The sequence below is a fragment of the Streptomyces sp. DH41 genome (assembly GCF_029813785.1).
In the GTDB taxonomy this organism is placed as follows: Bacteria; Actinomycetota; Actinomycetes; order Streptomycetales; family Streptomycetaceae; genus Streptomyces.
The window spans coordinates 66,371-84,863 of the sequence record NZ_JARVKY010000032.1 but is presented as its reverse complement, the minus strand read 5'-3'; the positions used below and the strand labels follow the sequence as shown (position 1 = coordinate 84,863).

Sequence of the window (18,493 nt, the reverse complement as noted above, 5' to 3'; positions counted from 1 at the left end):
CGAGGTGAGAGGGGCACGAGGTGAGAGGGGCACGAGGTGAGAGGGGCACGAGGTGAGAGGGGCACGAGGTGAGAGGGGCACGAGGTGAGAGGGGCACGAGGTGAGAGGGGCACGAGGTGAGAGGGGCACGAGGTGAGAGGGGCGGGGCGGTGCGGGCGCCCCGGCCCTCGGTCCGGGGGGGGCGTCAGCGCAGGCGGCCGGCGCCCGCGCCGTGGTCGACGACGAAGGGGACCGCCCAGGCCGGGAGGACCTTGGTGCGCAGGGTGGGCTTCCAGCCCGCGCCGGACCGCAGGGGCGTGTCCGGGTTCTCCGCGTTGTGCGCGGCGATCAGGTCGACGGAGCGGCCGTTGACGCGGTTGTGCGCGGCGGTGACCGGCGAGTCGTTCCACCGCTTCAGCACCTTGGCGGGGCTGACGCCGTCCGGCAGGGTGAAGGCGTTGTGCTCGGCGACGAGCTGGGACTCCTTGCCGACGCCGAAGCTGTAGGCGTAGTCCTCGCCCGCCACGAAGTGGTTGCTGTAGACGTCGACCTGTCCGAACCGCACCCGGGGCGCCCGCTCGACGAGGCCCTTGAACAGGTTGTGGTGGAAGGTCGCCTTCAGGTGCCCGCGGTCACCGGCGGCGGTGGACTCGCTGTCGCTGTTGCCGATCAGGATCGTCTTGTCGTGCTCGGTGAAGACGTTCCAGGAGGCGGTGACGTGGTCGGCGCCCTTCACGATGTCGAGCTGGCCGTCGTGCTGCTGGTACAGCATGCCGAAGTACGTGGGCGCCTCGCTGTCGGGGTGCTCGCCGTCGGTGAAGGTGTTGTGGTCCAGCCAGACGTGCGTCGAACCGTGGACGACGGCGCTGTCGTACTCGGAGTTCCAGTTGCCCTTGTCGCCGTCGGTGGGGTCCCACTGCGGGAAGCAGTCCACGGGGCTCTCGAGCGTCAGGTTGCGGACGATGACGTTGTCCACGCCCTTGATCTGGAGGCTGGCGCCCTTGATCCCGGCGTTCCGCCCGACGCCGATGATCGTGGTGTCGGCGGGGATGTCCGCCTTGATGGCCTGGTTCTGCTGAGCGGCGGAGGCGCGGCGCAGGCCCTCGGGGCTGGCGTCGGGCTCGTCGCTCAGGTCGGTCTCCAGGCCCCAGCTCTCGGGGGCGTACTTCTCCAGGTAGGCGTCGAAGTCGTAGCCGGGCGCTGCGAAGGCCTCGCAGCCCTCGGAGACGGCGTCGATCGTGCCCTTCACCTTGATGATCCGCGGGGCGTCGCCGTCGGCGTCGAGCGCGGCCTTGAACTCGGCCCAGGTGGAGACGGTGTACACGTGCTCCGCGTCGGCGGCGGACCCGCCGGTGGTGCCGGTGCCGTGGGAGGCCCAGCCGTCGTTCGCCGGCAGGGTCTGCCGGGCGGTGTCGCGGGGGTGGTGGTGGCCGGGGCGGGCCTGGGCGGTGGCGGCGGTCAGGGTCAGCACGAGGGCGGTGCAGCCGGCGAGCGCGGCGACTCTGCGCGTGGCATGCCCATGCCATCTCTGTGTGCTCATGGTGCGGCTCTCCCTTTGGTCGGGGGTCGAGGTGGTGTTACGCGGTGGCCGGTGCCGGCCAGGTGATCCAGGACTCGGGGATCTCCTCGTCCAGCCGGCGCACGTCGCGGCGCGCCAGTACCCGCGTGCGCAGCAGCTCCCGCGCGACGAGCCGGGCCACCGCGATCGCGCCGGGCGGGTTGAAGTGGGTGTTGTCCTGCTCGGTGGCGGTCCAGTTGAAGTACGCCTTGGTCCCCTCCGCGCCGAGCCGCTGCCACAGCGCGAGCGACAGCGCCTGTACGTCGAGCAGCGCCACGCCCTCCTGGCGGGCGAGCGCACGCATGGCCGCCGGGTACTCCCCGTGGCTGGGCACCGCGTCGCCCCCGGCGTCGAACCGCCGCCGCTCGACGGGGGTGGCCAGCACCGGCCGCGCCCCGCGGGCCCGCGCACCGTCGACGTACAGCCGGAGGTAGTCCTGGTACGTCGTCCAGGGCTCGGTGTGGCGGGTGGGGTCCGCGTCCTTCTCGTCGTTGTGCGCGAACTGGACGAGGAGGAGGTCCCCGGGCCGAATCGCGTCGAGGACGACGCCGAGCCGCCCCTCGTCCACGAAGCTCTTGGAACTCCGCCCGTTCACGGCGTGGTTGGCGACGCCGAGGTCCTTGCGGAGGAAGAACGGCAGCGCCATGCCCCAGCCCGTCTCGGGCGCGGCGTCGGCGTACTTCCGCGCGGCGGTGGAGTCGCCGGCGATGTAGAGGGTGCGGTGCCGGCGTCCGCCGGCCCGGGCGGTGCCGGTGGCGGCGAACGTCAGGGGGACGGCGGCGGCTGCGGCTACGGTGACCTGTCTTCGGGTGACGGACACGCCGGTCTGCCTTTCAAGAGGGAGATGGACAGTTCCCCTAGGGGCGCGGGGAACTGCGCGACAAGCCACGGACGGCCCGCGGCCCGCGACGAACCACGGACCGCCCACGGCGAAACCCGAAACCGAGCGACTAACCCATCTGCTCGGTCCACTCGGTCTGCGCCTCGTTGAGCTTCTCGGCCAGGTCGTCCAGGAAGTCCTTCGCGCTCATCTCTCCGAGCAGCACCTTCTGGAACGCCGGCTCGCTCTCCGACTTGGACAGCGTGTTCCAGTCCGGCAGGTAGTACGGCAGCTGGACGATGGTCGTGGACCCGTCGTTCAGCGCCTCGGCCGCGAGCTTCGTGGGCTCGGCCTTCTGGATCCACGCGTCCTTCGCGGCCTCCGTGTTGGACGGGACCTGTCCGGCCGACTCGTTGAACTTCGAGTTCTGCTCGTGCGCGGTGGCGAACTCGATGAACTTCCAGGCGGCCTCCTTGTTCTTCGAGCTCTTGAACACGCCGAGCCCGTCGACCGGGTTGGACACCTGCACGCGCTTGCCGGAGGCGCCGACCGGCTGCGGGATACCGCGGAACTTCTCGTCGCCGAGCGCCTTCACGTGGTCCTGGTAGGAGCCCAGGTTATGGTTGACCATGCCGATCGTGCCGGTGTCCCACTGGGCCGTCATCTTGGCGAAGTCGTTGTTGACGTCGGCGGCCGGCGTGACCTTCTTGTAGAGGGCCGCGTACTTCTCCAGCGCGTCGACGTTCTTCGGGTCGTTGACGGTGGTCTTCTTCTTGCCGGCGTCCCAGAACGAGGTGATGCCGGACTGCCCGTACATCGCGTCGAGCGCCTGGGCGATGGAGCCGGAGCCGCCGCGGATGGTGTAACCGAACTCGTTCTTGTCCTTGTTGGTGAGCTTCTCGGCCGCCTCGTAGAACTTGTCCCACGTGGTCGGCGCGTCCAGGCCGGCCTTCTCGAACAGGTCGGTGCGGTAGTAGAGGACGCCGTTGTTCGCGGAGGTCGGCACCGAGTACAGCGTGCCGTCGCCGCCGCCGGCCGCGCTCAGGGACTCGACCATGTCCTCGTTGAGCTTGCCGCTCAGGGAGGACTTGGCGAGCCGGTCGTCCAGCGGCTCCAGGGCGTTCTGAGCCGAGAACCCGGCGAGCATCGCCGCGCCGACGCCGCCGACGTCGGGCAGGCCGCCGCCCTGGATGGCGGTGTCGACCTTGGACTGGTACTCGGTGGCGGCGATCCCGACGTACTCCACGTCGATGTCCGGGTTGGCCTTCTCGAACGCGGCGATGATCTCCTTCCAGACGGCCGTACGGATACCGCCGTTGTTGTCCCAGAAGGTGATCTTCCCCTTGCCGCTGCCCTCGGCGCCCTTGTCGCCGCCCGCCCCGCTGCCGTCGTCACCACAGGCGGTGGCGGTCAGCGCGAGCACGGCCCCCAGGGCGATGGCGGCGGAGGTCCGGCGCCCGCCTGCGCTTCTGCTGCTGCGATTGCTGATCTTCATTGGTCGGCTCTCTTCTTCTGGATCCAACTGGAGGGTTGAACGGAGCGGCGAACGAGCTGAGCACGTGGGGGGCGGTGGGTGGTCAGCGCTTGCTACGGAGGTGCGTCATTGCGTCTCCCCACAGGCGTACGGACAAGGTCGGTTACAGCGGTCCGATCCGGAACCGCGTGAAGGTGGCCGCGCCGGCCTGTCCCTGACCGGCGGGCGCGAGCGCGAACAGGCCGAGCAGGGCGCCGACCCAGCCCCACGGGGTGGCGGCGAAGACCTGGCCTGAGGGGCGCGGGCCGTCACCGAGGTCGTAGGAGAAGCGGCAGCGTGCCCCGGGGCCGGCCTCGATCCGCAGCCGTACCCGTCCCTCGGGCGCCGGGCGGGGACGGTCGGCGTCCCGCTCGGCCTTGGCGACGGACTCGGCGAACCGGTGCACCAGCTCCACCGTCCCGTCGGCGCCGCGCTCAAGGCCGATCCACCGGTAGGCGTCGCCGAGCACGGCCAGCCCGGCCCGCGCGCCCGGCTCCTCGCCGTCCAGGCGGAGCTCCACCTCGATGACCGCCGGATCGCCGGGCAGCCGCTGGGTGAGCACGTTCGGCTGCTCGCGCAGGTCGTGCGCGTCGGCCGAGCGTACGCAGGCGAGTCGCAGCCCGTCCCCGGAGTGCTGGGTGGCCCAGCCGTCGCGGGGGTTCGCCGCCCACGACCACTGGCGGCCGAACCGTCCGCCGGGGAAGTCGTCGTCGGTCGCGGGCGCGGCGGGCGGCTGTGGCGGCAGGGCGGGGCGCGCGTGCTCGGCGACCGGGGCGCCGTCGTCGCCCAGCACCGGCCAGCCTCCCCCACTCTCGGCTTCGCTCGAGCGGGAGGTGCCCCCAGTGCCCCATGTCATCGGCTGGAGGTGGACCACCCTCCCGTAGGCCCCGCGATCCTGGAAGTGCAGGAACCAGTCCTCGCCGGACGCCGTGCGCACCCAGCCGCCCTGGTGGGGGCCGTTGACGTCGGTGTCCTTCTGCTCGAGGACGACCTTCTCGTCGTACGGTCCGAAGAAGCCGCGGGAGCGGAAGGCGCCCTGCCAGCCGGTCTCCACGCTCCCGGCGGGGGCCAGGATCCAGAACCAGCCGTCGTGCCGGTAGAGCTTGGGCCCCTCCAGGGTGAACCAGCCGGGGAGGTGGTCGGCGTCGACGATCACCTTGCCCTCGTCGAGGAGTCCGGTGCCGTCGGGGCGCATGCGGTGGCCGGTGAGACGGTTCTTGATCCCGGAGCGGGACCTGGCCCAGGCGTGCGCGAGGTAGGCCTCGCCGGTCTCCTCGTCCCACAGGGGGCAGGGGTCGATCAGGCCCTTGCCGGCCTTCACCAGGTGGGGCGCGGTCCACGGGCCCCGGATGTCGGGGGCGTTGACCTGGAAGATCCCGTGGTCGGGGTCGCCCCAGAAGATCCAGAAGCGGCCCGCGTGATGACGCAGGGACGGGGCCCAGACGCCGCGGTCCTGGTGGGGCGTCGCGTACGCCTGCGCCGGTTCCAGCCGGGGCAGGGCGTGCCCGACCAGACTCCAGTTGACCAGGTCGCGGGAGTGCAGGAGCGGCAGGCCGGGGGCGCGGCCGAAGCTGGAGGCGGTCAGGTAGAAGTCGTCGCCGACGCGGACGACGTCCGGGTCGGACCAGTCGGCGTTCAGGACGGGATTGGTGTACGTCTCCGCGATCTCGGGGGTCACGGGCTCACCGCCTTTCGTACGAGGGTGGCGGCGCCGTCGGCGTCGATGCGGCCGTCGGCGACGACGGTGACGATCCGGCGGACGAGGGTGTCGCCGGGGGCGATCGCCAGCCGTTCGTCGTGTGCCAGGGAGGAACCGACGCCCGGGTACTCCCCGGTGCGCACGAACCACGGGTCGCGCCGGGTCCGCTCCGTGGCCCCGGCGAACACCAGCGACCAGGTGTCGCCGGTCAGGGCGAGCCAGTCGGCGCGGGTGCCGTGGACCTCCCGCTCGCCCTCGCGGTCGGCGGTGAAGACCCGGGGGGCCGTGCTCTCCTTGCGGGCGCGCCAGAAGAAGCCGCCGTAGGCCGCGCCGGGGCGCCCGTTGGTGGCGGGGCTGCCGATGGTGAGCGGGTCCGGGGTGATGTTGGTGAGGGAGAAGGTGAAGTCCAGCGCCCAGGCGGCGGGGCCCGAGGCGTCGGGCCGGGTGGCGGTGAGTTCGGTGGCGGCGACGGTGCGGCGCTCGCGCAGCAGCTCGGTGCCGGCGGCGACCCAGCGCAGTTCCTCGACGAAGCCGTCGGGGTCGCGGAGCTGGAAGGCCGCGTGCCGCTGGGCGCCGTGGTTGTCGAGCTCGGTCGGCCCCTGGTCGCGGACGTAGGTGCGCCCGCCCCAGAAGTTGTGGCCCTCGACGTCGGGAACGGCGACACCGACGCCGAGGTGATGGAGGTGGTCGGCAGGGCTGAACTCGGTCACGGCCGTGCCGGCCAGGGTGGTGACGGGGTGCAGGCAGGGGCGCGGGGAGAGCCGGGCCGGGAGTTCGGGACGGGTCACGTACCGGCCGACGGGGCGGCCCGCCACCCGCAGGACCAGGGAGTCGTGGCCGGTCATCGGGTGCTCACCTCGCTCAGCGGGTGCTCGGTGCGCGGCGCCCAGGGCGCGCCCAGTTCGGAGTAGAGGGAGAGGGTGTCGGCGGCGGCGGCCACGAGGCCGTCGATGCCGGGGACCACGCGCCGCCTCTCGCCGGGGACATGGCACCAGGCCGCGTCGGGCAGCCGGTCGGGGTCGGGGGCCCGGCGGATCGCCTCCACGACCCGCATGAAGGCGCCCGTCTCGTCCGGTGGGACCAGCAGGTCGGCGCCGGTGGTCAGATGCGCGACCAGGTTCTCCAGCAGGTCGGTGCGCCCGTGGTGGTACTCCTCGGGGCCGTGGCCGCCGCGCTGGAGCAGGACGCGGTCCTGCTTGTACCAGAAGGTGATGCGGCCGCTGCTGCCGTGCAGCAGGACGTACGGCTCGTCGGCCCGCTCGGCGCACAGGGTCGCGGCGACGGTGACCCGGTGCCCGCGCGCGGTGGTGATCCGCACGCAGGAGGTGTCGTCGGCCTCGATGTCGTTGGCGTGGCTCAGCTCGGTCTCGATGCCGGTGACGTCCTCGGCGCGGGTGCTGTCACCGAGGGCGAGGGCGGTGGCGACGGCGTGCGCGAGGGGGTTGGTCAGCGCGCCGTCGATCACGTCGGCGCCGTTCAGCCGCCGCCGGCCCGACCAGGGCGCCCTGCGGAAGTAGGCCTCGTCGCGCACCCAGGCGCCGGCCCCGCCGATGCCCGTCACCTCGCCGACCGCGCCCGAGGCGACCAGCTCGCGGATGGCGGGCACGGCGTGCGAGCCCATCGACTGGAACCCGACCTGGCAGGCGACGCCGGCCTCGGCGACCCCGTCGGCCATCCGGCGGAACTCGGCGTACGACGGTGCCGGAGGCTTCTCGAGCAGCAGGTGCACGCCCCGGCGGGCGGCGGTGAGCGCGAGGTCGGTGTGGGTGGGGATCGGCGTGCAGATCACGGCGACGCGGGCGCCGGTGGAGTCGAGCAGGGCGCCGAAGTCGGCGGACTGCTCGGGGATCTCCCCGCCGGCCTCCTGTTCGGTGAGGGGCGTCAGCTCGCAGATGCCGGCCAGCCGGACCAGTCCCGCCCGCTCCAGGCGGCGGATGTTGGCGACGTGCCAGCGGCCGTGGCCGCGGGCGCCGGCGAGGACGACGGGAATCCGGCTCATCCCTTCACCGCCCCCGCGCTGAAGCCGGTGATCAGCCACTTCTGGATGAAGGCGAAGACGATCACCACGGGTACGGCCGCGATGATGCCGCCGGCGGCGAGCGCGCCGAGGTCGACGCTGTCCGCGCTCATCAGGGTGTTGAGGCCGACCGGGATGGTCTGCATGTCCTGGTTGTTGAGGAACATCAGGGCGAACAGGAAGTGGTTCCAGGAGTGCACGAAGGCGAAGGAACCGACGGCGATCAGGCCGGGTCGCAGCAGTGGCAGGACGACGACCAGGAAGGCCCGCATCCGTCCGCAGCCGTCGACCCAGGCGGCCTCCTCCAGGGTGTACGGCACGTTCTTGATGAAGTTGCTGATCAGGATGATCGACAGCGGCAGCTGGAAGACCGTCTCGGCGATGATGACGCTGCCGAGGGAGTTGATCAGCTGGAGCTCGGCGAAGATCTCGAAGAGCGGGACCAGCAGCAGTGCGCCGGGCACGAACTGGGAGCAGAGCAGAGCGAGCATGAAGACCCGCTTGATCTTGAAGTCGAACCGGGCGAGGGCGTAGCCGCCGGCCAGGGCGACGAGTGTGGTCATCACCAGGGTCGCGAGCCCGACGTACACGCTGTTCTCGAAGTAGGTGCCGAAGCTGCGGTCGGTCCACACCTTCTCGAAGTGGTCGAAGGTCATGGGCCAGGGCACGAGCGAGGTCGAGCCGGCCGGGCGCAGCGCGAAGAGCAGGATCCAGTAGAACGGGATCAGGGTGAAGACGAGGTAGACGCCGAGCGGCAGGTAGATCTGCCAGCGGGGGACCTCGTCCCAGGCGGGGCGGCGCTTCTTCGCCGGCCGCGGCGGTTCGTGGTCGGCCCGCGCGGGCACGGGGGCGGGCGCGGTGGCCTCCTTGGTGATCACTTGTTCTCGCCTCCGAACTTGCTCAGCCGCAGATAGACGATCGAGCAGAAGAGCAGGATCACGAACGCGACCGTGGTGAGGGCCGACGCGTAACCGAAGTCATGGGCGTCGACGCTGGTGTTGGCGATGTACAGCGGCAGCGTCGTGGTGGCTCCCGCCGGTCCGCCGCCGGTCAGGGTGTAGAGCAGGTCGACGTTGTTGAACTCCCACACCGCGCGCAGCAGCGTGGAGAGGATGATGGCGTCCTTCAGGTGCGGCAGCGTGATGTGCCAGAACTGCTTGAAGCGGCTCGCCCCGTCGACCTCGGCGGCCTCGTACAGGTCCTTGGAGACGGACTGGAGGTCGGCGAGGATGAGGATGGCGAAGAAGGGGACACCGCGCCACAGGTCGGCGACGACCACCGCGGAGAACACGGTCGAGGTGTCCGACAGCCAGCTGGTGCCGTAGTCGCCGATGCCCATGTCGGCGAGGTAACGGGTGATGCCCGTCTGGGAGTTGTAGAGCAGCACCCAGATCGCGGAGGTCAGCACGCCGGAGACGGCCCACGGGGAGAAGACCAGGGCGCGCCCGATGCCCCGGCCCACGAACGTCTGGTTGACGATGAGCGCCAGTGCCAGACCGAAGAGCAGTTGCAGTCCGACCTCGACGAAGACCCACTTGGCGCTGAAGACGAGGGTGTCCCAGAAGATCGGGTCGTCGGTGAAGATCTTGACGAAGTTGTCGAAGCCCGCGTAGCCGTTCCGCCACGGCTTGGTGGGGTTGTACTCCTGAAGGCTGTAGTAGAAGACGCTGATGACCGGGTAGGCGATGAAGCCCAGCATCAGCAGGGCGGCCGGTCCGATCAGCAGGTACGGGAGCCTGCGCGGCGTCGCGGAGGCACGGCGCCGCCGGGGTGGCGTGGGCGGTTTCGCCACGGCTGCGGCTTGGGCCATGACAGTTCTCCGTTCTGGTGCGTCGTGCATGGGTCTTGCGTGTGCTTGCGTCTGCCTTGTGCGGCTCTTGCGTGGATTGCGCGTCGGTCGTACGTGGATCTTGCGGGAAGCGCTTTCTCCACGGGCAGGGGTGTGCGCGGGTCCGCCGGCGGTTCAGCCGGCGTACGGGTCGCGCACCTTGCCCGGGCGGGCCAGGAACTCGAAGTCGCAGCCGGTGTCGGCCTGGGTGATCTGTTCGTTGTAGAGCGCGCCGTAGCCGCGCTCGTACCGCGCGGGCGGCGGTGTCCACCGCGCCCTGCGGCGCTCCAGCTCCTCGTCGTCCACGCCCAGCTGGAGGGAACGGGCCTCGACGTCGAGGGTGATCGAGTCGCCCGTGCGGACCAGGGCCAGCGGCCCGCCGACGTACGACTCGGGCGCCACGTGCAGCACGCACGCGCCGTAACTCGTGCCGCTCATCCGGGCGTCGGAGATCCGGACCATGTCCCGTATGCCCTGCTTGAGCAGGTGGTCGGGGATGGGCAGCATCCCGTACTCGGGCATGCCCGGGCCGCCCTTGGGACCGGCGCCCCGCAGCACCAGCACGCTGTCGGCGGTGATGTTCAGGGCCGGGTCGTTGATGGTGCGCTGCATCGTCCGGTAGTCGTCGAAGACGACCGCGGGGCCGGTGTGCTTGAGCAGGTGCGGCTCGGCGGCGATGTGCTTGATGACGGCCCCGTCGGGGCAGAGGTTGCCGCGCAGGACGGCGACGCCGCCCTCGGCCGCCACCGGGTTGTCACGGGTCCGGATGACGTCGTCGTTGTGGACGAGGGCACCGTCCAACTGCTCCCGCATGGTGTCGTGCGAGACGGTGGGCCGGTCCAGGTGGAGCAGGTCCGGGATGCGGGAGAGGAAGCCGGGCAGGCCGCCGGCGAAGTGGAAGTCCTCCATCAGGTACGTCTGTCCGCCGGGGCGGACGTTGGCCAGCACCGGGACCGTGCGGGCGACCCGGTCGAAGTCGTCGAGGGTGAGGGTGACGCCCGCGCGGCCCGCCATGGCGATCAGGTGGATGACCGCGTTGGTGGAGCCGCCGAGGCCGAGGACCGTGGTGACGGCGTCCTCGAAGGCGTCCGCGGTGAGGATGTCGCTCAGCTTCCGGTCCTGGTGGACCAGTTCGACGATGCGCAGGCCCGCCGCCGCCGCCATCCGGTCGTGACCGGAGTCGACGGCCGGGATGCTGGAGGCGCCCGGGACCGTGACGCCGAGGGCCTCGGCGGCGGCGGTCAGCGTGGACGCCGTACCCATCGTCATGCAGTGGCCGGGCGAACGCGCCAGACCGCTCTCCAGCTCCTGCATCTCGCAGTCGCCGACGAGGCCGGCCCGCTTGTCGTCCCAGTACTTCCACATGTCGGTGCCGGAGCCGAGGGTCTCGCCGCGCCAGTGTCCGGGCAGCATCGGCCCGGCGGGCACGAAGACGGCGGGCAGGTCGACGCTGGCGGCGCCCATGAGCAGGGCGGGCGTGGACTTGTCGCAGCCGCCCATCAGGACGGCGCCGTCGACCGGGTAGGAGCGCAGCAGCTCCTCGGTCTCCATGGCGAGCAGGTTGCGGTAGAGCATCGGGGTCGGCTTCTGGAAGGTCTCGCTGAGCGTGGAGACCGGGAACTCCAGCGGGAAGCCGCCCGCCTGCCAGACGCCCCGCTTGACCGCCTGGGCGCGGTCGCGCAGGTGGACGTGGCAGGGGTTGATGTCGGACCAGGTGTTGAGGATCGCGATGACCGGCTTGCCGAGGTGCTCCTCGGGCAGGTAGCCGAGCTGGCGGGTGCGGGCGCGGTGGCTGAAGGAGCGCAGGCCGTCGGTGCCGTACCACTGGTGGCTGCGGAGGTCCTCGGGGCGCTTGCGGCCGGCCTCGCCCGGTGTGCCCGTCATGTCGCTCGGTGCGCCTGTCATATCGACCACCCCGCGGCGATGGCGGCGACCTCGGCGCGCTCGCTCTCGGGCAGCGGCTTGCTCGGCGGGCGGACCTCCCTGCGGCACAGGCCCAGCGAGGCGAGGGCCTCCTTGACCACGGTGACGTTGTTGGCGGAGCCGTTGGCGGCGCGCAGTTCCTCGAAGCGGCGGATCTGCTCCCAGACCTTCATGGCGGCCGTGTAGTCGCCGGCCCGGAGCGCTTCGATCATGTTCAGCGAGACGGCCGGGGCGACGTTCACCAGCCCCGAGGTGAAGCCGGTGGCGCCCGCGGAGAAGTACGAGGGCGCGTACGGCTCGGCCAGCCCCGCGACCCACACGAAGCGGTCGAGGCCGGCGTCGCGGGCGAAGGCGGCGAACTTGGCCGCGTCCGGGACGGCGTACTTCACGCCGATGACGTTGGGGCAGGCGTCGGCGAGTTCGGCGAGGCGGGCGCCGGTGAGCTGGGGGTTGCGGATGTAGGGGACGACGCCCAGCGCGGGCACGGCCTCGGCGATGGCGCGGTGGTAGTCGACCCAGCCGCCCTGGGAGACGTAGGGGTGGACGGGCTGGTGCACCATCACCATGGAGGCGCCCAGGTCGCGGGCGTGCCGGGCGGAGGCGACCGCGGTCGGCACGTCGTGGCCGACGCCCACCAGGATGGCCGCGCGGTCGCCGGCCTCCTCGATCGTCAGCTCGGTGACGAGGCTGCGCTCGGCCGGGGACAGGGCGTAGAACTCGCCGGTGTTGCCGTTGGGGGTGAGGGTCGTGATGCCACCGTCGAGGAGACGACGCAGCAGGGCCCGGTAGGTGGCGGGGTCGACGGAGCCGTCCTCGGCGAACGGGGTCACCGGGATCGCCACCACGTCGGCCAGGGCCGCCCGCTGGGACTCGAACGTCGCTGTCATGCCTGACCGTCCTCTTCCTGGGCCTGTGCTCCCGTTTCCGGGAAGGCCCGCTCGACGAACGACGCGATGTGCGCGTGCAGGGCGCGGGCCGCGCCGTCCGCGTCACCGGCGAGGGCGAGGCGCAGGATCTCCTGGTGCTCGCCGGCCTCCCGCTCCCAGGAGGGGTCGGCGGCCCAGGCGACCGCGGAGACGAGGGCCGCCTGGTCGCGGACCTCGTCGAGCATCCGGCCGAGCAGCGGATTGCCGCACGGCACGTACAGGGCGCGGTGGAACTCCCGGTTGGCCAGGGACCGTTCGGCCGTGTCCGTGGCCCGGTCGGCGCGGGTCAGCGCGTCCCGGGCGGCGTCCAGGGAGGCCGCCCGGCGCACCGCGCGCCTGAGCGCCTCGGGCTCCAGGAGCAGCCGCACGTCGTAGACCTCGCGCGCCATGTCCGCGTCCACCATGCGCACCGTGACGCCCTTGTACTGGCTCATCACGACCAGTCCGGTACCGGCCAGCGTCTTGAGCGCCTCGCGCACCGGTGTCTTGGACACCCCGAACTGCGCGGCGAGGTCGGTCTCGACCAGGGCCTGGCCTGGCGTCAGCCGGCCGGTGAGGATGCGGCGTTTGATCTCCTCCAGCACGTACTGCGTGCGGGAGGGGATCGGCGTGGGCACAGAGGTCATGCGCGCCTCTCGAAATCTCGCGTCGGATGCGCGGACCCCGGACATCCGGTCTCTGGTCAGATCTCGGATATCTGATCTCGCGTATCGCGTCTCATATATGACGTACGGAGTACGACGCGTTGAAGGTAAGAGGGGCGCGGGGCCACGTCAATGCTTCTGACAAAGGAAGTTGAGGTTGTGCTGTCGCGCTACGCGGGCCGTGTCCAGCCCGGGTCACGCCCGCTCAGGCCCACCGCCCGGTCCAGCAGCGGGGCGTCGGCGGGGACGCGGACGACGGGTCCGAACATGCCGCCGCCCTGGTCGGGCTCCTCCGCCGCGGCGGAGAGAAGGCCGTACGCCGCCTGGAGGGCGGCCGGGTCGGGGTCGTACTCCTGGCCGGTCGCGCGGGCCAGGTCCCAGCCGTGGATCACCAGTTCGTCGGCCACCACGGCGCCGGCGACCGCGCCGGGCAGGTCGATGCCTCCGGCCCGGGTCATGCCGGCCCAGGCTTCCGGGGCGCGCCATGCCTCGGCGAGCTCGCCGAGCGTCTTCGGCAGCTCCTCGCGCCAGCCGGGCCCGATGTCCGGTACGGCCGCTTCGGGGCTGGTGTCGGTGGTGACGCCCAGGTGCTTGCGGGCGGCGTCGCGAAAGGCGACGGCCAGGCCGGTCAGATGACCGAGCAGGTTGCGGACCGCCAGGTCCGGGCACGGGGTCGGGTCCGCGAGCCGCGCGTCACCGACGCCCTCGGCCAGGCGTGCCAGGATCCGCGTCTGCGGTCCGAGGTCGGGGGTGGGGGCGGGGGCGGGAGTGTCCTCGGTCATCGGTTGCTCCTCGGGGACGAGTGGCCGGCTCTCTGGGAAGGCAGACCGATCGCGACCGCGAAACTCATCGCCGCCGAGCCCGCTCCCGAGGCGCCCACCCGAGGCCCACCCCGCGCCACACATCCACGATGACCGGGCATGACGGCAAGGACGGCACTTACGAGGAAGACGGCGCGGAGGACCTGGCCCGCGGCCCGCGTCCTGCGCGACAGCAACGCGGGCCCGTACCTAGCCGGGGTGGCGGTGTCCGGCTTCGGCACCCCGGCGCTGTGGCCGGCGTCCGGCGTGTGCGCTCCCTGGGCGCGGCCCTGGTGGAACCGGCCGGTCTCCGGCTACTGCTGCCGGCCAGGGGGGCCGTTCCGCCGGCGACGGCGGTGGTATCGCTCGGCCGAGGGCCGAGGGCCGACGGCCGACGGCCGAGGGCCGACGGCCGGCGAACGCCGATGGCGCCGCCTCCGAGCCGCCGTCGGCCACCGGCCCGGCATGAGGCATCCGGGACCTCCGCCGCTCACCCGGCACACGCACCGCGCTCACCGCTCCGCGAGTCCCGCCCGCACCGCCTCCAGATCCCCGTCCGACGCCAGCCCCGCGTGGTACAGCCGCAGTTCCGTCGCGCCCAGTTCACGCGCGCGTGCCGCGTCCTTCGCGAGGGTGTCCGGCCGGCCGCCCATGCCGGTGACCACGGTGAGGTTGGCGGCGAGGACGGCCCCGGGGCGGGCCCGCTCGGCGAACGGCGTCAGCAGGCCGGGGCCGCCCGTGCAGGGCACGACCACGCCGTCCGCGACGGACAGGATGTGCGCGGGGTCGACGCCGGCGTTGGCGCCGCAGTGGTAGGACACCGGATCGGCGTGCAGCAGGACCTGGAAGCCGTCGGGCGCGGCGGCGCGTACGGCCGCGACCGCCGCCTCCTGGAGGGTGCGGGCCGTGTCGTCCCGCCACGCGCGCGTGGCGTTGGCCGGTACCTCGCCGAGCAGCTTCTCCACGCCCGCCCAGCCGCCGTCCGAAGGCGCCGCGCCCCGCCACACCGGCTCCAGCGCGGCGCGTACGGCGGCGGCCAGTTCGTCGGGGTCGAGGCCCTGTCCGCCGTAGCCCGCCCGGCAGTGGGGGCAGAAGCACAGCGACATCAGGTACTGCCCGGCGTCCCCGAGGCCGACCCCGCCGGTCTTGTCGTGGGCGTGCAGGTGGGCGAGGCCGTACCAGCCGAGGGACTCCAGCTCGGTGCCGTGCGCCCCGGGCCGCACCGCGGCCTCCGCGGCCAGGTCGGTGAGGTACGCGCGCGTGGCGGGCTGGGCGACGCAGGGCGCCCAGGGGTAGCGGTCGCCGTAGGCGTTGACGACCGAGGTGTGCGGCTGTTCGGCGCCGAGGCGGGAGTTGTGGGCGAGGACGACCCAGGTGTGCACCTCCAGACCCGCGCCGGCGAGGGCTGCGGCGGCCTCGCCGTACGCGTCGCCGGGCGCCCAGTCGCCGGCCGCGTACGGGCGCGGTTCGCGGCCTTCCCAGCGGGCGGTGTCCGGCGGGTAGAGGACGGCGGCGTGCTCGGCGGTGACGACGCGGTGGCGCGGGTGGCGGGGGGTGAGGGCGCGGGTGGAGTGGTAGGCGGCGGCGAGCGTCACCTGCTCGACGCCGAGCCCCGCGACGAACGCGGGTGCTTCCGGGTCGCCGTTGACGTCCCAGGGGTAGACGAACGCGGACGCCTTCACCTGCCGTCCTCCCCGTCGAGCAGCGCGTAGCCCCGTTCGATCACCTGGGCGAGTCGCTTCACATGGTCCTCGGTCGGCTCCTGCAACGGCGGCCGCACCTCCCCCACGTCCAGCCCGCGCAGCCGTACGCCCGCCTTGACCAGGGCGACGGCGTACCCGCGGCCCTGCGCGCGCAGTTCGACGAACGGCCGGTAGAAGCCGTCCAGCAGGCGGTGCGCGGTGGCCTCGTCGCCCGAGCGGAGCGCCCGGTGGAAGGCGAGGGCGATCTCGGGGGCGAAGCAGAACGCGGCGGAGGAGTAGAGGGTGACGCCGAGCGCGCGGTAGGCGAGCTGGGTCTGCTCGGCGGTCGGCAGGCCGTTGAAGTAGAGGAAGCCGTCGTCGCCGGGCACCTCGGTGCGCACCGCGCTGATGGTCCGCTGCATGAGGTCGAGGTCGCCGAGCCCGTCCTTGAGCCCGATGATCCCGTCCGTACGGGCCAGTTCGGCGACGCTCCCCGGGGTGAACACCGCGTTGTCGCGCTGGTAGACGATCACGGGCAGGGCTGTCGCGGCGGCCACCTCCCGGTAGTGCCGCAGCAGTCCCTCCTGCCCGGCGACCACCAGGTACGGGGGCATGGCGAGCAGCCCGTCGGCCCCGGCCTCCTCGGCGAGGCGGGCGTAGCGCACGGCGAGGGCGGTGCCGTAGCCCGCGCCCGCCAGGACGGGCACCCGCCCGGCGGTCTCCTCGACGGCCGCCCGCACGCAGGCCTGGAACTCCTCGGGGGTGAGGGCGTGGAACTCGCCGGTGCCGCAGCAGGCGAACACCGCGGCGGCTCCGGCCTCGACGCCGCGGCGCACATGGGTGCGGTAGACGTCGAGGTCGACCTCGCCGCCGGGGCCGTACGGCGTGACGGGGAAGAACAGCGGACCGCTGGGCGCGGTGAGCCGGACGGCGAGAGGGGCTGAGGTCACGGGCGCTCCCCATTCCATATGTATGATCTGCGTCTATATTTCTGAACACGACCACGCTAAGCCGCCCGACTGGCACCGTCAAGAAGCCCGACTCTTGACGGCTGACCACCGGTTCCTTAGCGTGTCCACGCATATGAACGGCAGCCGTCCATACGTACGGCTGCCGATGCAGAAGACCTACAGGAGACCTAGGAGTCCCGAGGATGCCCGCTCCCCGCACCGTCCTGCTCACCGGCGCCGCCGGCGGCCTCGGCACCCTGATGCGCGACCTGCTGCCCGACCACGGCTACGAGCTGCGCCTGCTCGACCTGCGCCCGGTCGAGGGTGAGCCGGACGCGGTCGTCGCCGACCTCGCCGACCGGGCGGCCGTGCGCGAGGCGGTCCGCGGTGTCGACGCGATCATCCACCTCGCGGGCATCTCGCTGGAAGCCTCCTTCGAGAAGATCCTGAAGGCCAACATCGAGGGGACCTACAACCTCTACGAGGCCGCCCGCGAGGAGGGCGTCCGACGTGTCGTCTTCGCCTCCTCCAACCACGCCGTCGGCTACACCCCGCGCCCCCGGGGGGACGACCCCCTCATCCCGATCGACACCCCGCGCCGCCCGGACACCTTCTACGGCCTGTCCAAGTGCTTCGGCGAGGACCTCGCCCAGCTCTACTGGGACAAGCACGGCGTGGAGACCGTCTCCGTACGCATCGGCTCCTGCTTCCCCGAGCCGACCAGCGTGCGCATGCTCTCGGTGTGGATGAGCCCCGCCGACGGCGCCCGCCTCTTCCACGCCGCCCTGACCGCCGAGAACGTCGGGCACACCGTCGTCCACGGCTCGTCCGCCAACACCCGCCTGTGGTGGGACCTCACCTCCGCGCGGGCGCTCGGTTACGCGCCCGAGGACGACTCCGAGCCGTACGCCGACAAGCTCCTCGCCGAGCAGGGCGACCTCGATCCGGACAACCCGGCGCACGCCCGCCTGGGCGGCCACTTCGTGACCGACCCCCCGATCTGGCCGTACTGACCGGAACCGGTCGATCAAGCCGATCCCGCAGGCGGGCGGGCACCGAACGGGCCCGCCCGCTTCCGCATGCGGGCATCCGCCCTGCCCGTTCCCACCCCGCGCACCGCTTCCTTCCAGGTCCGCGACGGGCGCCCGGCGACCGGAACGGGCACAAGCGGGCAGTATCGGGTCCGCGACAGACCTGGTCAGTGCCGCACGGCCGCTGTAGAACTTCCCCCAAGGCCCGAACGGGCAGGGACGCGGCGCACGAGGCGGTGGGGCAGGTGTTCGGCATGGGCGCGAGGACGGCGGAAGAGCGCCGGCACGAGATCGTACGGATCGCCCGCGCCACCGGCTCGGTCGACGTCACCGCGCTCGCGGCCGGCCTCGGCGTCGCCAAGGAGACCGTACGGCGGGACCTGCGCGCCCTGGAGGACCACGGCCTGGTCCGCCGCACCCACGGGGGTGCCCACCCCGTGGAGAGCGCCGGGTTCGAGACCACGCTCGCCTTCCGCGCCACCAGCCACGTGCCCGAGAAGCGCCGGATCGCCGCCGCGGCCGCCGACCTGCTCGGCGACGCCGAGACGGTCTTCGTCGACGAGGGCTTCACCCCGCAGCTCATCGCCGAGGCCCTCCCCCGGGACCGTCCCCTCACCGTGGTCACCGCGTCCCTGCCGGTCGCCGGCGCGCTCGCCGAGTCCGGCGACACCTCCGTCCTGCTGCTCGGCGGCCGGGTCCGCTCGGGCACCCTGGCCACCGTCGACCACTGGACGACGAAGATGCTGGCCGGCTTCGTCATCGACCTGGCGTACATCGGCGCCAACGGCATCTCCCGCGAGCACGGCCTCACCACCCCCGACCCCGCGGTCAGCGAGGTCAAGACCCAGGCGATCCGCGCCGCCCGCCGCACCGTCTTCGCGGGCACGCACACCAAGTTCGGGGCGGTCAGCTTCTGCCGGTTCGCGGAGGTCGGCGCCCTGGAGGCGATCGTCACCAGCACGCTGCTGCCCACGGCCGAGGCCCACCGCTACTCGCTGCTCGGCCCGCAGATCATCCGCGTCTGAAAAACCGTCACCCGGGCCTTTGAGCCTGCGAGCCCACCACCCGAGTCCCCGAGCCTGAAAGCCCGTCACCCTCGTCCCACACCCCGACTCACGTCCCC

The 18,493-nt window shown here is 72.3% G+C and carries 16 protein-coding genes; 2 read left to right on the top strand and 14 right to left on the bottom strand.

The window, feature by feature from the left end; genetic code table 11:
• Window positions 1-184: 184 nt before the first annotated feature.
• From QC283_RS35210 to QC283_RS35140, 14 genes are all read right to left on the bottom strand, one after another.
• Complete coding sequence (locus QC283_RS35210; RefSeq protein WP_279565838.1) at window positions 185-1,519, bottom strand: pectate lyase family protein; 1,335 nt, start codon at window positions 1,517-1,519, stop codon at window positions 185-187.
• A gap of 37 nt (window positions 1,520-1,556) precedes the next feature.
• Complete coding sequence (locus tag QC283_RS35205; RefSeq protein WP_279565837.1) at window positions 1,557-2,357, bottom strand: rhamnogalacturonan acetylesterase; 801 nt, start codon at window positions 2,355-2,357, stop codon at window positions 1,557-1,559.
• Between the two features lie 130 nt (window positions 2,358-2,487).
• Entirely contained in the window at window positions 2,488-3,852 is a 1,365-nt protein-coding gene (locus tag QC283_RS35200) for an ABC transporter substrate-binding protein (RefSeq protein ID WP_279565836.1), read from the bottom strand.
• Window positions 3,853-3,994: 142 nt separating this feature from the next.
• Entirely contained in the window at window positions 3,995-5,548 is a 1,554-nt protein-coding gene (locus QC283_RS35195) for a glycoside hydrolase family 43 protein (protein WP_279565835.1), read from the bottom strand.
• Entirely contained in the window at window positions 5,545-6,414 is an 870-nt protein-coding gene (locus QC283_RS35190; protein WP_279565834.1) for a PmoA family protein, read from the bottom strand. The genes QC283_RS35195 and QC283_RS35190 overlap by 4 nt, the downstream gene beginning before the upstream one ends.
• Window positions 6,411-7,568 carry a Gfo/Idh/MocA family protein gene (locus QC283_RS35185; protein ID WP_279565833.1) on the bottom strand — a complete coding sequence of 386 codons (1,158 nt, stop codon included), beginning with the start codon at window positions 7,566-7,568 and terminating at the stop codon, window positions 6,411-6,413. Before QC283_RS35185 ends, QC283_RS35190 begins: the two co-directional genes overlap by 4 nt.
• Window positions 7,565-8,464: a carbohydrate ABC transporter permease gene (locus tag QC283_RS35180; RefSeq protein WP_383529219.1), complete on the bottom strand. Its 900-nt coding sequence runs from the start codon at window positions 8,462-8,464 to the stop codon at window positions 7,565-7,567. The genes QC283_RS35185 and QC283_RS35180 overlap by 4 nt, the downstream gene beginning before the upstream one ends.
• On the bottom strand, window positions 8,461-9,396 hold the full coding sequence (locus tag QC283_RS35175) for a carbohydrate ABC transporter permease (protein WP_279565832.1): 936 nt from the start codon (window positions 9,394-9,396) through the stop codon (window positions 8,461-8,463). The genes QC283_RS35180 and QC283_RS35175 overlap by 4 nt, the downstream gene beginning before the upstream one ends.
• A 153-nt stretch (window positions 9,397-9,549) precedes the next feature.
• On the bottom strand, window positions 9,550-11,319 hold the full coding sequence (araD, locus tag QC283_RS35170; RefSeq protein WP_279565831.1) for an L-arabinonate dehydratase: 1,770 nt from the start codon (window positions 11,317-11,319) through the stop codon (window positions 9,550-9,552).
• Entirely contained in the window at window positions 11,316-12,224 is a 909-nt protein-coding gene (locus tag QC283_RS35165; RefSeq protein WP_279565830.1) for a dihydrodipicolinate synthase family protein, read from the bottom strand. Before QC283_RS35165 ends, araD begins: the two co-directional genes overlap by 4 nt.
• Window positions 12,221-12,889, bottom strand: coding sequence for a GntR family transcriptional regulator (locus QC283_RS35160; RefSeq protein ID WP_279565829.1), 669 nt, complete (start codon window positions 12,887-12,889; stop codon window positions 12,221-12,223). The genes QC283_RS35165 and QC283_RS35160 overlap by 4 nt, the downstream gene beginning before the upstream one ends.
• 188 nt (window positions 12,890-13,077) lie before the next feature.
• Complete coding sequence (locus QC283_RS35155; protein WP_279565828.1) at window positions 13,078-13,689, bottom strand: TIGR03086 family metal-binding protein; 612 nt, start codon at window positions 13,687-13,689, stop codon at window positions 13,078-13,080.
• A gap of 530 nt (window positions 13,690-14,219) precedes the next feature.
• Window positions 14,220-15,389: a hypothetical protein gene (locus tag QC283_RS35145; protein ID WP_279565827.1), complete on the bottom strand. Its 1,170-nt coding sequence runs from the start codon at window positions 15,387-15,389 to the stop codon at window positions 14,220-14,222.
• On the bottom strand, window positions 15,386-16,339 hold the full coding sequence (locus QC283_RS35140; RefSeq protein ID WP_279565826.1) for a 5-dehydro-4-deoxyglucarate dehydratase: 954 nt from the start codon (window positions 16,337-16,339) through the stop codon (window positions 15,386-15,388). The genes QC283_RS35145 and QC283_RS35140 overlap by 4 nt, the downstream gene beginning before the upstream one ends.
• Window positions 16,340-16,542: 203 nt before the next feature.
• Here QC283_RS35140 and QC283_RS35135 point away from each other — a divergent pair, with 203 nt between their 5' ends.
• Both QC283_RS35135 and QC283_RS35130 read left to right on the top strand, forming a co-directional pair.
• Window positions 16,543-17,352 carry an NAD-dependent epimerase/dehydratase family protein gene (locus QC283_RS35135; RefSeq protein ID WP_279565825.1) on the top strand — a complete coding sequence of 270 codons (810 nt, stop codon included), beginning with the start codon at window positions 16,543-16,545 and terminating at the stop codon, window positions 17,350-17,352.
• 272 nt (window positions 17,353-17,624) lie between these two features.
• Entirely contained in the window at window positions 17,625-18,395 is a 771-nt protein-coding gene (locus QC283_RS35130) for a DeoR/GlpR family DNA-binding transcription regulator (protein ID WP_279565824.1), read from the top strand.
• Window positions 18,396-18,493: the final 98 nt, after the last annotated feature.